At 71.5% G+C, this 14775-nt stretch carries 18 protein-coding genes and 1 tRNA gene; 7 read left to right on the forward strand and 12 right to left on the reverse strand.

Annotated elements, in window-relative coordinates; all coding sequences use genetic code 11:
* Nucleotides 1-97: 97 nt before the first annotated feature.
* Entirely contained in the window at nt 98-1291 is a 1194-nt protein-coding gene (locus FHU36_RS13275; protein ID WP_185084013.1) for an epoxide hydrolase family protein, read from the reverse strand.
* Nucleotides 1292-1385: 94 nt separating this feature from the next.
* Nucleotides 1386-2816: an MFS transporter gene (locus FHU36_RS13280; RefSeq protein ID WP_185084014.1), complete on the reverse strand. Its 1431-nt coding sequence runs from the start codon at nt 2814-2816 to the stop codon at nt 1386-1388.
* A gap of 157 nt (nt 2817-2973) precedes the next feature.
* Between FHU36_RS13280 and FHU36_RS13285 the strand changes: the two genes are divergently transcribed.
* Both FHU36_RS13285 and FHU36_RS13290 read left to right on the forward strand, forming a co-directional pair.
* Complete coding sequence (locus tag FHU36_RS13285; protein ID WP_185084015.1) at nt 2974-3693, forward strand: hypothetical protein; 720 nt, start codon at nt 2974-2976, stop codon at nt 3691-3693.
* 157 nt (nt 3694-3850) lie between these two features.
* Nucleotides 3851-4375 (forward strand): universal stress protein, encoded by a 525-nt coding sequence (locus FHU36_RS13290; RefSeq protein ID WP_185084016.1) that lies wholly within the window; start codon nt 3851-3853, stop codon nt 4373-4375.
* On the opposite strand, the gene pdxR is transcribed toward FHU36_RS13290, so the two are convergent.
* The gene (gene pdxR / locus FHU36_RS13295) at nt 4325-5743 is read right to left on the reverse strand and encodes a MocR-like pyridoxine biosynthesis transcription factor PdxR (protein ID WP_185084017.1); all 1419 of its coding nucleotides are present in this window, start codon (nt 5741-5743) and stop codon (nt 4325-4327) included. The genes FHU36_RS13290 and pdxR overlap by 51 nt on opposite strands.
* A 69-nt stretch (nt 5744-5812) precedes the next feature.
* Here pdxR and FHU36_RS13300 point away from each other — a divergent pair, with 69 nt between their 5' ends.
* Nucleotides 5813-6262, forward strand: a complete 450-nt coding sequence (locus FHU36_RS13300) for a carboxymuconolactone decarboxylase family protein (RefSeq protein ID WP_185084018.1) — start codon at nt 5813-5815, stop codon at nt 6260-6262.
* A 3-nt stretch (nt 6263-6265) separates the two neighbouring features.
* The gene (locus FHU36_RS13305) at nt 6266-7564 is read left to right on the forward strand and encodes an MFS transporter (RefSeq protein WP_281394171.1); all 1299 of its coding nucleotides are present in this window, start codon (nt 6266-6268) and stop codon (nt 7562-7564) included.
* Here FHU36_RS13305 and FHU36_RS13310 read toward each other — a convergent pair.
* A complete protein-coding gene (locus FHU36_RS13310) occupies nt 7557-7763 on the reverse strand; it encodes a heavy-metal-associated domain-containing protein (protein ID WP_185084019.1) in 207 nt (68 codons plus the stop codon). The two genes, FHU36_RS13305 and FHU36_RS13310, sit on opposite strands and share 8 nt — an antisense overlap.
* A 282-nt stretch (nt 7764-8045) precedes the next feature.
* Here FHU36_RS13310 and FHU36_RS43485 point away from each other — a divergent pair, with 282 nt between their 5' ends.
* From FHU36_RS43485 to FHU36_RS13320, 3 genes are all read left to right on the forward strand, one after another.
* Nucleotides 8046-8165 (forward strand): DLW-39 family protein, encoded by a 120-nt coding sequence (locus FHU36_RS43485; RefSeq protein WP_240197081.1) that lies wholly within the window; start codon nt 8046-8048, stop codon nt 8163-8165.
* Nucleotides 8166-8180: 15 nt separating this feature from the next.
* Complete coding sequence (locus tag FHU36_RS13315) at nt 8181-8909, forward strand: HAD-IA family hydrolase (RefSeq protein WP_185084020.1); 729 nt, start codon at nt 8181-8183, stop codon at nt 8907-8909.
* A gap of 15 nt (nt 8910-8924) precedes the next feature.
* A tRNA-Ala gene (locus FHU36_RS13320) sits at nt 8925-8997 on the forward strand.
* Between the two features lie 59 nt (nt 8998-9056).
* On the opposite strand, the gene FHU36_RS13325 is transcribed toward FHU36_RS13320, so the two are convergent.
* The 8 genes from FHU36_RS13325 to FHU36_RS13360 form a co-directional block, all read right to left on the reverse strand.
* Nucleotides 9057-10196 (reverse strand): tyrosine-type recombinase/integrase, encoded by a 1140-nt coding sequence (locus tag FHU36_RS13325; protein WP_185084021.1) that lies wholly within the window; start codon nt 10194-10196, stop codon nt 9057-9059.
* Nucleotides 10196-10399, reverse strand: coding sequence for a helix-turn-helix domain-containing protein (locus tag FHU36_RS13330; protein WP_185084022.1), 204 nt, complete (start codon nt 10397-10399; stop codon nt 10196-10198). Before FHU36_RS13330 ends, FHU36_RS13325 begins: the two co-directional genes overlap by 1 nt.
* Nucleotides 10400-11968, reverse strand: a complete 1569-nt coding sequence (locus FHU36_RS13335) for a replication initiator (RefSeq protein WP_185084023.1) — start codon at nt 11966-11968, stop codon at nt 10400-10402. It abuts the gene before it with no gap.
* A 62-nt stretch (nt 11969-12030) separates the two neighbouring features.
* Complete coding sequence (locus tag FHU36_RS13340; protein WP_185084024.1) at nt 12031-12183, reverse strand: hypothetical protein; 153 nt, start codon at nt 12181-12183, stop codon at nt 12031-12033.
* A complete protein-coding gene (locus tag FHU36_RS13345) occupies nt 12180-13601 on the reverse strand; it encodes an FtsK/SpoIIIE domain-containing protein (protein ID WP_185084025.1) in 1422 nt (473 codons plus the stop codon). The genes FHU36_RS13340 and FHU36_RS13345 overlap by 4 nt, the downstream gene beginning before the upstream one ends.
* Before the next feature lie 87 nt (nt 13602-13688).
* Nucleotides 13689-14000, reverse strand: a complete 312-nt coding sequence (locus tag FHU36_RS13350) for a hypothetical protein (protein WP_185084026.1) — start codon at nt 13998-14000, stop codon at nt 13689-13691.
* The gene (locus FHU36_RS13355; protein ID WP_185084027.1) at nt 13997-14263 is read right to left on the reverse strand and encodes a hypothetical protein; all 267 of its coding nucleotides are present in this window, start codon (nt 14261-14263) and stop codon (nt 13997-13999) included. Before FHU36_RS13355 ends, FHU36_RS13350 begins: the two co-directional genes overlap by 4 nt.
* The gene (locus tag FHU36_RS13360; protein ID WP_312891563.1) at nt 14260-14646 is read right to left on the reverse strand and encodes a plasmid replication, integration and excision activator; all 387 of its coding nucleotides are present in this window, start codon (nt 14644-14646) and stop codon (nt 14260-14262) included. The genes FHU36_RS13355 and FHU36_RS13360 overlap by 4 nt, the downstream gene beginning before the upstream one ends.
* Between the last annotated feature and the right edge of the window lie 129 nt (nt 14647-14775).

Raw genomic sequence — 14775 nt, forward strand, 5'->3', positions numbered from 1 at the left:
GTGCCGCCATCATCCCACGCTTTACGCCACCCCTCCTTCCGGACCCCTGAATCCCAGCCGGAGGGCACGGTGGTGCTGGATCGGCCTGACCCGGGCGTCAGCGCAGAGGGCGGAAGAAGGCGCGGATGTCGCCGGCGAGCAGGTCGGGCGTCTCCATGGCGGCGAAGTGGCCGCCCCGGTCGTACTCCGACCAGTGCGCGATCAGGCCGGCCGGGTCCATGATCGAGCGGATCGTGGTGTCCGCGGCGAAGACGGCCACCCCGGTCGGCGGGCCCTGCCGCTGTCCGGCGTCGGCGGGCCGCTGCTCCTGCTCCTGCTGGGCGGCGAAGGCGCGCCAGGCCCGCATGCCCTCGTAGACCGCGTGCGCGGTGGACGCCCCGGAGCCGGTGAACCAGAAGATGCTGACGTTGGTCAGGAGCTGGTCGAGGTCGACCGCGTCCTCCGGCAGCGCGGCGGCCGGGTCGGTCCACTCCTGGAACTTCTCCACGATCCAGGCGAGCTGTCCGGCCGGCGAGTCGTTCAGCCCGTACGCGAGGGTCTGCGGCCGGGTCGCCTGCATCACCAGGTAGCCGACGCCGTCCTCGCGCAGCGCGTTGAACTTCTCGGCCCGCGCCCGGTCGGCGTCCGTCAGCCCGTCCAGCTCGATCGCCGGGCCGAACGGGTGTGCCGCCACGGTGCCGCTCAGGTGGGTGCCGAGCACCCGCCCCGGGTCCACCATCGGCAGCATGCCCGTCACGCCCGAGCCGACGTCGGTGCCGTGGGCCGCGTACCTCTCGTAGCCGAGCCGGCGCATCAGCTCCGCCCAGGCACGCGCCACGCCGAACAGGTTGAAGCCGTCGGGGCCGATCGGGTTCGAGAAGCCGTAGCCGGGCAGCGAGGGAATCACCAGGTGGAAGGCGTCTGCGGGGTCACCGCCGTGAGCGCCGGGATCGGTCAGCGGGCCCACGAGCTTCAGGTACTCCACCGGCGAGCTGGGCCAGCCGTGGGTGAGGAGCAGCGGCACCGCGCCGGGTTCGGGGGAGCGCACGTGGAAGAAGTGGATCGGCTGCCCGTCGATGACCGTCGTGAACTGCGGCACCTCGTTCAGCGCCGCCTCCCGCGCTCGCCAGTCGAAGCCGGTGGCCCAGTAGTCGGCCAGTTTCCTGAGGTAGCCGGTGGGGACGCCACGGCTCCAGTCGTTCACACCCGGCTGGGCGGGCCAGCGGGTGCCGGTCAGGCGGGCTCTCAGGTCGTCCAGGTCGGCTTGGGGGATGTCGATGCGGAAGGGGTGGATGTCGCCGTTGTTCGCCATGTCCCCCAAGGTAGGGAGTATTGCGGAAAACTTGGTTCCGCGATTGCCGGTGATCGTGTGACGAGCGCGGCCAGGTGGCCTGTGCTCACCGCACTCATGCGCAGGCGGGCGCGGGGGCCCTGGCGGGCTTGGTCAGGGCGAGGACGGCCAGCACACCCAGGGCGCAGACCATGGGGACGGCGAGGCCCGCCTGGGCGGCTGCCGGCCAGCCGGCGCTGAGCGAGCCGAGCAGCACCGTCCCCGTCACCGTGCCGCCCAGCACGCCCCCGGTCTCCTGCACCGTCCCCAGCACGCCCGCCGCCGCCCCCGCCCGCGCCGGGCGGACGCGGGCCAGGACGGCGGAGACCAGCGGCGACATCACCAGCCCCATCCCGGCGCCCGTCACGAGCAACGCCCCCGCCACCCGGTACGGCACCGCGCCCGCACCCCCGACGGCGTGGTGCAGCGACGCGAGCCCCAGCACCAGCGTCACCGCCCCGGCCAGCGGCAACCGGTGCCCGAGCCGCCCCGCCAGCGACGCGGTGCGCAGGGAGGCGGCGAAGAACCCGGCATTCAGCGCCGTGCACACCAGCCCGGCCGCCAGCGGCCCCAGCCGCAGCCCCTCCTGCAGGTAGAGCGCGAGCACGAACGACACGCCCGCCGAGCCGCCGAACAGCAGCGCCACGGCCGCGAGCCCCGACGCGAACCCCTTCGCCGCGAAGACGTCGAGGTCGAGCAACGGCTGCCGCCCGCTCGCGGCCAGCCACCGCTGCCGGCGGGCGAAGGCGGCGAGCAGCGGCACCGAGGCGGCCAGGCACGGCCACGTCCACGCCGGCCACCCCTGCTCACGCCCCTGGACCAGCGGAAGCACGACCGCCACCAGCCCGGCCGCGACCAGACCCGCCCCCAGCACGTCCAGCCCACCGCTCCGGGCCCCGGCGGCAGCACCGGTCCTGGCCGCCCCGGCGGCACCGGCAGCGGGCGCCGGGACCAGCCACGGTGTCAGGACCAGGGCGGCCAGGCCGAGAGGCACGTTCACCAGGAAGCAGGCCCGCCAGCCCAGCCCCATCGGGTCCGCCGCGACCAGCAGCCCGCCGATCGCCTGCCCGCCCACCCCCGCCAGCCCCACCGCCGTCCCGTACCAGCCGAACGCCCTCGGCCGGTCCGCGCCCCGGTACAGCGCGCCGAGCAGCGTGAGCACCTGCGGCGCGAGCAGCGCCGCGGCCACCCCCTGCGCGGCCCGCGCCACCACCAGCGCCCCGGGCGAAGGGGCGGACCCGCACGCCGCCGAGGCCAGCGTGAACACCGCGAGCCCCGCGAGGAAGACCCGGCGCGGCCCGTACAGGTCACCGAGCCGCCCCGCGACCACGAGCCCGGCCGCGTACGCCAGCCCGTACGCCGCGATCACGAGCTGCGCCTGCGAGCCGCTCGCCGCGAGCCCCGCCCGGATGGACGGGATCGCCAGGTTGGCCACGAAGAAGTCCAGCGTGGTCATGAAGACGGCGACCAGCACGACGGGCAGCGCCCACCAGCGGCTCGGTGACATGGGGGTCCTCCAGGGAGGGGGGGGGGACGGGGTGCGATGGAGGAACACCGAACCGGCCCGGCCGGTTGACCTCCCCCCGAGAACCCTGGAACCGGAGGCTTACGATTCGCTGCGGATGAGCTATGGATCGCCGATATCGCAGGCATAATGGCCCGCAATGCCGATAATTCAGGATCTGTCGACGTATGCCGCGGCGATCGCTCCGGTCATCAACGCGGTCCACGTGAACGTGCACGCCTCGGCCCGCCAGGCGGTCGCCGCCCACGCCGAATCCACCGGCCTGACCCCAGGACTCCTGCTCGACCTGCGGTACGTGCTGCCGCTCCGCCCGCTCACCCGCCGCGAGCTGTCCGCCGTCTACCGGTACGGCACCGCCGCCGAGCTGGACACCGAGATCCGCGAACACCTCGGCCAGGGCGCCCTGGCCGAGGCCGGCGACGGCACGCTGCGGATCACGGCCAGGGGGCTGGCGTTCGTCGACGGCCTGTACGCCGCGCACGCCGACGCCACCCGGCGCGTCTGGGCCGCCCACGACCTGCAACCCCTCGCCGACCTCGCCGGCCGGGTCCTCGACCGGGCCGGACGCGACCCCGGAGGCGCCCTGGAGGTGATGGCGCCGCCGTACGAGCCGGCGGGGACCCCCGTGGGGGTGCTGCTGTTCAACCGGGTGGCCGCGCTCCGCTATCACCGGGCGGACGCGCACGCCGCGGCCTGGCAGGCGGCCGGCCTGACCGCGGGCACGGTCGTCGACCTGCAGCCCGGCCCGGTCCGCGACGCCATCGAGGACGACACCAACCACCGGGCCGCCCGGGCGTACGGCCGGCTCACCGACCACGAACGCGAGACGCTGTTCGAGGGTCTCCTCACGCTCGTCTGAAGATCCGCCCGAAGGACTTGCCGTGGCCCGCGGCGGCCAGCAGAGTGGTGACCCTGTGTGTCACCCCCCTCGGGGATCCCAAAGTTCGCAAATTGCCACCTTCAGGTAACCAGCGGCAAGGAGCACTATGGTCGAGTACCCCTGTGAGGAGGGTGCCGTGGATCGTGACCTGCCCGGCGGAGCGCGGCTGATCGTCGGGGTCGATGAGACCCCCGCCTCGCGCTGGGCGCTGGCCTGGGCCATCGGAGCCGCCAGGCTGCACCGCATGCCCCTCGTCGCCGTGCACGTGAGCAGGGCGCCGGTCCACCCGTTCCCCGAGGCGCTGCCCGTGCAGAACGCCCTGCGGACCGGCGAGGAGGCGCGCTGCAACGACATCATCGCCGGCGTGTTCGAGGACGTGGCGGGCGGGATGCCCGACGACCTGACCACGGTCGTGGTGGGCAAGGTCGGCGACCCCGGCTACCACCTCGTCGACCTGGCCCGCGAGGGCGACCTCCTCGTGCTCGGCCGCAGCAGGCGCGGAGTGCTCAGCCGCCTCCTGCTGCCCTCCACCAGCATGTACTGCGCGCGCCACGCCAAGGCCACGCTCGTCATCGTGCAGCAGCCCTCACCGCCCGAGGACCCCGAACATTCAGGCGAGCGCGCCAGACGCTTCTGGGGCCGCAGGCACCCCCAGCCGTAGCGACCGCAGCAGCAGCCGCAGGCCGGCGGGGACGGCCTCCCGCTGGATCGCCCCGTAGCCGATGATCAGTCCGGCTCCGGCCGGCGCTCGGTCGTAGTACGCGTCGAGCGGCTCCACCGCCAGGCCGGGCGCGGGCCGTACGGACACTCCCGGAGCCAGCCGCGCGCAGAGGTGCAGGCCCGCGAGCGAGGGGACCGGGCGCAGGCGGTCGTCGCCCGAGAGCGCCTCGGCGATCAGGTCGCGCCTGGCGGCGTACGCGCGGGTCGCCTTCCTGATGTGCCGCGAGAGCAGCCCCTCGTCGATGAACCGGGCCAGGGCCGCCTGCGTCGGCAGCACCCCGTGCCAGTCGGTGAGCTGCTTCACGGCGCGCAGCGCGGGCACGAGCGACGCCGGCGCCACCAGGAACCCCAGGCGCAACGCCGGCAGCAGCGTCTTCGAGAACGACCCGACGTAGACCACCCGCCCCGCCCGGTCCAGGCTCTGCAGCGGTTCCAGCGGGCGGTCCCCGAAGCGGAACTCGCTGTCGTAGTCGTCCTCGATGACCACCGCCTGCCGCCGTTCGGCCCAGGCCAGCAGCGCCGTCCGCCGCGCCGGCGACATCGGCGTGCCCAGCGGGAACTGGTGGGACGGCGTGACGTACACCAGCCGGGCCGCGTTCGGCAGGGCCGAGACGTCGATGCCCTCGCCGTCCACCGGCACCCCGGCGACCCGCGCCCCGAGCGAGCGGAACAGCAGTCGCGCCGGCGGGTAGCCGGGCTCCTCGACCGCCACGCAGGCGCCCGGCTCGATCAGCACCCGCCCCACCAGATCGAGTGCCTGCTGCGCGCCGCTGGTGATGAGCACGTCGCCGGCGCCCGCCCGCACCGAACGGCTCACGCCGACGTGCCGTGCGATCGCCTCGCGCAGGCCCTCGTGCCCCGCCGGGTCGCCGTACCCGCCCGTCACCGCGCTCGTCCGCAGCTCGCGTGCCACGAGCCGGCGCCACGCCTCCATCGGGAACAGCCGCGGATCCGGCACGCCCACCCGGAAGTCGTACGTCGCCGGGGCCGCCGGCGGCTGTGCCGGCGGCAGGGAACGCCACAGGGCGCGCGGCTGCACCACCCCGCGCGGCGCCGCCCGGCCCCGCACCGGCTCCGCCGACACGAACGTCCCCGCGCCCGCCCGGCCCACCAGGAACCCGTCGGCCACCAGCCGGTCGTAGGCCACGGCGACCGTGTTGCGCGAGATCTCCAGCCGCCGCGCCAGCTCCCGGGTCGGCGGCAGCCGCTCACCCGACCGGAGCCGCCCGTCGAGGATCGCCTCCAGGAGCTGCCGGTAGACCTGTGCGGCCAGGTCGCCGCGCCCGGACAGGGTCACGTGGACGTCCATGCTTGGCCCAATCATTTCGCCGGAAATTGGAGCTTACAACGGGACAAGACCGTTCCTAGATTGGGCGCCATGACTGAACGACTGAAGCTCGGCGCCTTCGCCGCGGACGCATACCGAGCCATGGCCGGCCTGGACGGCTTCGTCGCCGCCGGCACACTGCCCGCGCCCCTCCTCGAACTCGTCCGGCTGCGCGCCAGTCAGATCAACGGCTGCGTCTACTGCGTGGACATGCACAGCTCCGACGCCAAGCAGGCCGGCGAGAGCGACGCCAGGCTGCACGCCGTGTCCGTGTGGCGCGAGGCGCCCTTCTTCACCGACCGGGAACGCGCCGCCCTCGCCTTCACCGAGGCCGCCACCCGGCTCTCCACCCACGACGTCACCGGCGAGATCTGGCGGGAGGCGGCCGAGCACTTCGACGAACAGCAGCTCGCCGAGCTCATCGTGGCCGTCGCCACCATCAACGCCTGGAACCGGATGTGCGTCGCCACCCGGATGATCCCCGCGTCGTACAAGGCCTGACCCTTGACCGGCGGCTCACCCGGCGACGCCCCCGCGCCCGCCCCGGCCCCCACCGATGGCGGCGCTCCCGCGCCCGCCCCGGCCCCCACCGATGGCGGCGCTCCCGCGCCCGCCGGGTCACCCGCGGTCGCGACGCGGGCGGAACGGACGCTCACCCTCGCCCAGCTCGCGAACTCCGTCGGCGACGGCGCCTATCTCGTCACCTCGGCCCTCTACTTCGTCCACGTCGTCGGGCTGTCGGCCGCGCGGATCGGCTTCGGGCTGACGCTCGGCTGGGCCGTGGGCGCGCTCGCGGGCGTGCCGCTGGGCCACCTCGCCGACCGGCGCGGCCCGCGCGGCGTCGCCGTGCTGCTCGCCGTCGCCACGGCCACGGCGGTCGGGTCGTTCGCGTTCGTCCGCTCGTTCGAGATGTTCGTGGTGGTGGCCTGCCTGTACGGCGCCGCGCAGACCGGCCTGTCGGCCGCCCGTCAGGCCCTGCTCGCCGCCCTCGTCGAACCCGCCCGCCGGACCCGGGTCCGGGCCGCCCTGCAGGCCACGCTGAACGGCGGCCTCGCCGCGGGCGCCGGGCTGGGCGGGCTCGCGCTGCACGTCGGCACCCGGGAGGCGTACCTGGCGGTGTTCGCACTGGACGTGGTCGGCTTCCTCCTCGCCGGCCTCGTCCTGCTCAGGCTGCCGGCCGTGACCCCCGCGCCGGTCGCCTCGGGCCCCCGCCTCGCCGTGCTGCGCGACCGGCCGTACGCGCTGGTGACGCTGATCAACACGGTGCTGCTCTGCTACATGCCGCTGCTGAGCGTGGTCGTGCCGCTCTGGATCACGTTGCGCACGCCGGCCCCGGCCTGGCTGGTCTCCGTGCTGTTCCTGGTGAACACGGCCGGGGTTCTGGCGTTCCAGGTGCGCGTCGCCCGGCGGGTGCGCGGCCTGGCGGACGCCGCCCGCTCGGTACGGCGGGCGGGGGCCCTCATGTTGCTGGCCTGCGCGGTGTTCGCGCTGTCGGCGGCCGGCGTGCCCGCCTGGCTCGCCGGCGCCGTCATCGTGGCCGCGGTGGTGCCGCAGGTGCTGGCCGAGATGCTGCTGGCCGCGGGGTCCTGGGAGATCTCCTTCGGCCTCGCGCCGGAGGGCCGGCAGGGGCAGTATCAGGGATTCTTCGGCAGCGGAACCGCCGTGGCCAGGGCGCTGGGCCCGGCGTTGCTCACCACGGTGATCATCGGCTGGGGCGCGGCCGGCTGGCTGGTGGTCGGCGTGGTGTTCCTGGCGGCCGGGGCCGCCATGGCCCCCGCGGTCCGCTGGGCCCGCCCTACCTGACCACCTCGTACCCGGCCTCCTCGACCGCCGCCACGACGTCGGCCTCCTGGACCGGGCCGTCGCCCGACACGGTGAGCAACCCCGTGGCGAGGTCCACCTCCACCGAGGTCACCCCGGCCACCTCGGAGACCTCTTCCTTGACGGAACTCACACAGTGGCCGCAGGTCATGCCTTTGACGGTGTATGTTGCGGTGCTCATGAAGCTCTCCTTCCAGGTCACGCCCAGAACGCCAGGCTACACCGTACCCACCTAGGGTATAGAGGACTTTTTCGGGTCCGCCGGGCGTGATCTGATGGACGGTAAGCCCCGAGACGCGACGGGCATACCACCTCTCACCTGCGACTACCTGGCCATGCTTTGCACATTCCGTACATCTGACTCGTGCGCAACACAAGGACCGCAGCCATCCCTTGCTAGGCTGCAAGTCAACCGTTGGGTCTCACCCCGGCAGGTGAGACCGTCGAGAAGTGGGGTCACACCGTGAAGAAGCTGCTTGTTCTGGCGCTGGTCGCCCTCGGGGGGTTGCTGATCTGGCGCAAGGTGCAGGCTGATCGCGCCGAGCTCGATCTCTGGACCGAGGCCACCGGCAGCGACAACTGACCGCCTGGCGAGGCGATGAGTGACGTCGTCCCCATCAAGCTGGCGTGCCTGGACCTGGCCGGCACAACAGTCGGTGACATCGCCATGGTCGAGCGCGCGTTCGCTGAGGCGATCGCCACGCAGGGCATAGTCCCCGGGACCGGAGCGTACGCGCGTGCGATGGTTCACGTGCACCGGTCCCGGGGGTGCCCCAAGATCGATGTCTTCCGGGGGATCTTCCCCGACAACGAGGTCCAGGCCCAAGCGGCGAACCTCACGTTCGAACGCTCCTACGAGGGCGCCCTCGAACGAGCCGGCCTCGTCGCCATGCCCGGAGTCATCGAGGTCCTCGACAAGCTCCGCGGCTCCGGCCTCCATCTCGCCCTCATCACCGGCTTCAGCCGCACCACCCTGAGCCGCGTCCTGAGCGTCCTCGGCTGGGACGACAAGATCGACCTCGCCATCTCCCCCGAAGACGCGGGCGGCCGCGGCCGCCCCTGGCCCGACATGGTCCTGCACGCCGTCCTCCGCCTCGGCATCGAAGACGTCCGCCAGGTGGCCGTGATCGGCGACTCGGAAAGCGACATGCTCTGCGGCCGCCGCTCGGGCGCCTCCGTCGTGGCCGGCGTCCTGACCGGCGTCCACAGCCGCGAACGCCTCCTCAAGGGCGGCGCCACCCACATCCTCGACTCGATCGCCGACTTCCCCAGCCTCATCCTCAGCGACGACATGGCCCCGCACCACACAACCGCTCCGGCCCGGTAAGCTATCTTCGATCGAGGGGCCTTAGCTCAGCTGGCAGAGCGCCTGCTTTGCAAGCAGGATGTCAGCGGTTCGAATCCGCTAGGCTCCACCTGCGAAAACGCCCCGTTCCGGATCTTGGAACGGGGCGTTCGTGCCATTAACGTGCCATTAGCTCTTGGCGATCTTCTGTTGTTCGGCTGCTACGCGGGCGCTGAGTGCGTCGGCGATGCGCTGGTCGGCGTCGCGTGTCGCGTGCTGGTAGATGAGCGCGGCCCGGTCGCTGTCGTGCCCCATCCGAGCCTTGAGGTCAGCCAGGCTTGCGCCTGACTGGGCGGCGAGGGTGTTGCCGGTGTGCCGGAGATCGTGAAAGTGCAGGCCCTGCAACCCCATCTCCTTGAGCGCTTCCGCCCACTTGGCCTCACGCCGGAAGTTCCCGCCCCGCAGGAACGCTCCGCGCTTGCCGAGGAAGACGAAGGCGTCGTCGGCCTGGTCGACGTAGGTGGCGAGGTGTTCGGTCAGGGCCGGGATGATGGCCGATGGGATGCTGATCGTGCGCCTGCCGGCGCGGGACTTGGGCGGGCTCAGCCGCATCTCGCCGCCGTCGAGTTCGATGAGCTGTTCGCGGATCTGTACCGTCCGGGCGTCGAGGTCGAGGCTGCTACGGCGGAGCGCGATCACCTCGCCCCAGCGCAGGCTCGCGAAGGTGGCCAGTAGGACGAGAGCCTTGAAGCGTCTGTCGGCCATCCGGTCGGCGAGCTCGAAGACCTGGGCCACGGTGAGGACCGGCCGCTCGGGGGTGTGCTCGTTGTCGGCACCCTTGATTCGGCACGGGTTCCGTGCGATCAGCTTGTCCTCTTCGACGGCCGTCATCAGCACGGCGCGCAGCAGGCGGTACGCCTTGGCCGCAGTCGAGACCGAGACGCCGTTGCCGAGCAGATCCGAGCGCCAGGTGCGGATCATCTGGGCCGACAGCTTCCCGACCGCCACGCCGCCGAGCGTCGGGACGATGTGGCGTTCGAGCAGCCACGTGTACAGCTCCACCGTCTTGGGACGCAGGCCGGGACGTTCCTTGATCCAGGCACGGGCGTAGTCGGCGAGCTGGATCTTGCCACGATCCGGGTCCGTCCACTCTCCCGAGATCATCTGGGCCTCGATGAGCGTGAGCGCCCGGTCGGCGTCCGTCTTCGTGGGGTACGTCGTCGCGCCGGTGTGCAGCCGTCCGTCCGGGCCGGGATAGCGGATCTGGAACCGACCGGAGGGAAGCTTGCGGATGTTGCCGAAACGCCGGTGGCCGTCCTTGTTCGGCATCAGGCGGCCCTTCCCAGGTCGGGCTTGTGCATGGGGGTGACTGTTCCGGCGATGACGTACGCGATCACGGCGGACTCCCGGATGCGCACCGGCCGGCCGAGCTTGACGAACTCGATGCGCCGTTCCGCGATGAGCCGCCGGACGAATCTGGGGGAGGTGTTGAGGAGTTCCGCCGCCTCCTCCACGGTCAGAAGCTTGTCCATCTACGCTGCCTCCTCCCCAGTTGCCGAAAGATCTTGGCCGTTGGCTCTGGCTTCCAGCTCCCGCAGGTGCGCGCGCCACCGCTGACGTTCCGCGACGCTTCGCAGCAGCCGGACACCGACTGGAGCCAGGTCCGGATCCCCCGGCTTGACCGGCCGCCAGACGTAGCGATGCGGATCGGTCGGCTCGTCGGCCTGCCCGAGCGCTTCCAACACCCAGGTGCGGCGGTCCTGCTTGTGCTCGGCCAGCGTCTTGTTCGACCACTTTCGGGACACGAGGACTCGACGGCCCGCGTATCCGAGGTGTTCGGGCTTGTGGGCCTTGGAGCGACACCGGCCGGGAGCCATGCCCGCCTTGGCGCCCTTGGGCTGCACGCCGTATCGGAGCCAGTTCGGGCAGGTCGGCGAGCACGGTTCGTAGCGCAGGGCCTCGACGAAGCGCGCGGCATGCTCGCGCTGAGCACGGCTGTCGATGGATTCGCCGAGGCTCTTGGTCAGGTACTTGGATAGGTAACGGATGCACTGGTCAGCGTCCGGCGTCCCGGCGAGCACGCCCTTGACGTCCACCTGGTCACCGAAGCGGACGACGTGCAGAGGTTCGGCGTCGTCGTCCTGGTCCAGCTCGTCGAGGGCCTGGTCCCACGCGGGCAGGACTTCGCCCGTGTCAGGATCGAGGTAGCCGACCCCTTCCTCCCAGACAGGCAGGTGCTCGCCCTCGAAGCGCACCTGATCGCAGGAGGGCCACCACACCTGGTGATAGGTCGCCGCCGCGATCTGCTTCACCTCCGCACGAGGCAGGGTGCCCCTGATGGCCATGTGCAGATGGGGAGCCAGCCGCTTCTGAGGTTCCACGCTGGCGAAGTACTGGACGTCATAGCCCGCCACCCGGCGAAGGTTCTGCACGAACCGATCGACCAGCTTGGAGAAGTGGAGCGCATCGCGGGCCGCCCGCCCATAGTCGTAGCTCTCGGGATCGACGGGCACCCCGTCACGCACCTTGCCGTAAGAGGGCAGGGTAAGCGTCACGAACAGCGACGGCCGGTAGACCTTCCCGTCCGAGGACTCGAAGGTCCGCCCGAGCGTCGTGTTGGACACCTTCCGCTTGGGCAGGTCCGGAGCGTCCTGCCGCCGCCGGGTCGAGCGCACCCGCTTGGGAACCGTCCGGCCGAGCACGTGGCCCCGCATCCCCGCGGCGTTGATCTCCTCATCGAGACCGACGAGAACCGCGTCCCACTCGGAGGTGTCCTCGCCGGCACTTGCCGCCGCATCGCGCCGAGCCTGCATGTCCGCACGGAACTCGACGAGCCACCGCTGTTCCTCGGTGGCCGGGTCGGGAGTGATGACAGGTTCTTCGGCCAGGTGCCAGCCTTCCCGGCACTGCGCCATCCGGAGCTGACGGTTGCGCTTGGCGCAGGACGGACACTTGCTCTCCAGCGTCGCGCCGCACGGGACATCGACGATCTCTTCCTTGCCGGTGACGATGTCGAGCCGCCGGAGCGCAACGGGCCGGACACAGACGCCGTTGAGCTTGGCGACCTCTTCGGCGACTTCACGGGCAAGCGGCTGAGCCATCCGGAGCGCCCGAGGCGTGGAGCGGTGAGAGCTCCGGATTTCCGCTGTCTGGCTTGGACTGTTCAACGGACCTCCTTTCCGATCTCGGGGACGACGAGCGCGGAGCTTCCGCACTCGGTGCACTCGACCAGGGAGCGGACCGGGTCGAGACGCAGGACGTTGAGGGCACTGCAGTCCGCGCAGCGCAGGCCGTCGAGGAAGTGGGCGAGCGTCACGCGACCTCCCCGGCGAACTCGGCGACCATGCCGCGGATGTCGTCATCGGAGACATAGGCCGCACGGACCCGGATCGGATCGGGCGAGGTCTCCAGCCGGACGTAGCCGACGCCAGCGCCCAGCTCCGGCCGGGGAGAGATCTGGTCAGCCAGCGCCCCACGGTCCCGCGCACCCTCACCGAGGACCATGTCCACCTGTTCGGACTCATCGAGCCGAAGCGCGATCTTGTCCGGGAACAGGTTCCGGATGTTCATGACCTCCTTGCGCGGGTCCTGGAGCGCCGCCATGACGCCCACCCCGACAGCCCGCCCCTGAGTGGTGAGCGTCGCCAGGGCAGCAGAGATACGCCGCCGCAGCTCCTTGTCCGACTGGTAGGCGGTCAGGAACGCCACCTCATCGACGAGCACCAGGACGAAGGGATCGTCGACGGTTGGCGTGTGGGCTCGCTGGTGGCCGGCGAATCGAGCGGCGCGCGCCTGCATGACCTTGACCGCGTCGTCCAACAGGTCGGCACAGTCGGCCGGATCGGCGGCGTACCGAGCCCCGAAGAGAGCACGGCCGAAGGACAGCTCCATCAGCTTCGGATCGAGCGCCCAGATCTCGACCAGCCCCGCGCGGACAGCCGGGAGGAGCCCGCGGATGGTGGACCAGATGATCGAGCCCTTGCCGGCCCCGGTGGCGCCCGCGACCAGGACGTGAGTGCCGTGCACCTTGAGCAGCCACGGCCGCCCGTCCTCCTGCTTACCGACCTCGATGGGGCCGACCGTGGGCGTCTCGGGAACCGGCACAGCAGGCAGCGGCGTGGCGAGCGGATCACACCGAGGGAAGGTCAGCCGCAACCGCCCGCCCTTGAGGACCGACACGCGGCAGGAGCTCGCGCCGAACCCCTGGGCGAGATTGTCGCTCCGGTCGGCCCAGTCCTTGACGGCCTGCCCGTTGAGCATGCGAACGGTGACCTGGTCGGCCCACGAGGTGCAGGTGACCTTGCCCAGCTTGGGCAGGTAGTCGCGGCCATGGACGTGTCTTCCGAGACCGGAGATGACCATCACCGGTTGCCAGAGGCGCCGATACACCCACACCAGCCGCCACCAGGCCAGCAGCCGCCATCCGACCCATCGAGCGAAGCTTGCCCGGTCGATCACGCCCCAGGCGACCAGCCCGACGAGCACGGGCGTGACGAGGAGGAGGGCGACGCGCCACCCGTACAGGTAGGACAGCACGCCAGGGATGGCCGCAACCAGCAGGGCGACCGGATGCCGCCACACGGAACGGACCAGACTCGCGACGGCTCGCCACCCGAAGATGACGAGCGTGGCGATCGCCGGCGTCTTGAGCACGGCCGGCCTGAACACGACCGCCGTATCCGGCGTGGTCGAGACGATGCGATGCGGCTCTTCGCCGGGCATCTTCTTGAACATTAGGCTGGAGTCCTTCCAAGCATGTGGAGTGTGTGGAAGACCGAGGGGCCGCCGGAAGTTGCCGCTTCCTGCGGCCCCGCTTGCACGTCAGGCCGCCGTGTCGGGGGCGCCCTTGGCCGACTGTTCGGTGTGCAGCCGCTCGCAGTCGGCGAGGTAGCGAGCAGCGGCCTCGAAGAGCCGCCGCGCGATGTGGAGATCGGCATCGGTGACGAGGCCCGCCCCGGTGGTCGAGATCGCCACGTCCGCCTCAGCCGACGAGATCTCCAGATACGGCCGCGGCTTGTCGAGCACACCGGCGCGCACGCGCAGGTCCGCCGTGTGGAAGCTGACAGCGAGACGAGGCGCGGAGTCCGGCATCACCGAGAGCGTCACGTAGGTGTACGGACCGAGATTCCTCATGCGGCCGTCATCCCGCGCCGATGAATCCGCTCCACGCACCGCGCGAAGTGCTGCGCCTCCTTGGCGAGCTGCCGCGCGAACTCCACCTCAGCCGCCGTGACCCGATCCGACGCGGCCGTGGTGACCTGCACCTGAACCAGCCCGAACGCCAGCGCCAGCACCGGAGTCCGAAGCTGGTAGGCGTGGTTCTCGGCGACCGCACCGGCCCCGGTGTTGAGCGTGATCACGCCCGTCGCCCGAGCCTGCCCCCGCCGCCCCATCACGCCGCATCCTTTGTGGCGCTGGGCTTGCCGACCGGCCGAGGAGCCCGCATCTCGCGAACCCGGATCGAGTACGCCAGCCGCCCGTTCCCGTTCACGTACGGCGTGACGGTCATCTGGTCGAACTCGACCGGCGTGAACGGCAACCCCGGCATGGGTGTCGGCGGAACCGGCTGTACGGGGGACAGGATCTTCACCGCCACGGTCTTCTGAGCGGCCTTGAGCGTCGGGTCGGCGTCCATGACCGTGACCTGCCAGACCAGCTCACCGGCCAGCTTGTCCCGCGCCTGCACGAACCGCCCGTTGGTCGAGGCGTCGAAGTCCTTGACCGGCTCGACTTCCCCGACGATGTAGCAGCCGTGCGGGAAGACCATTTCGAACGTCACAGGGATCGGTCCCTGGAGTGCCATCGTCCACCACCTCCTTCGTCTATCCCCCTAGACAGTTGCGACCACTTCGCTTCAAGGGCTGTCTAGGGGGCTATGCAGAGGACGATAGCCAGAGTCTGCCCCAAC

The organism is Nonomuraea muscovyensis, assembly GCF_014207745.1.
GTDB classification, from domain to species: Bacteria; Actinomycetota; Actinomycetes; order Streptosporangiales; family Streptosporangiaceae; genus Nonomuraea; species Nonomuraea muscovyensis.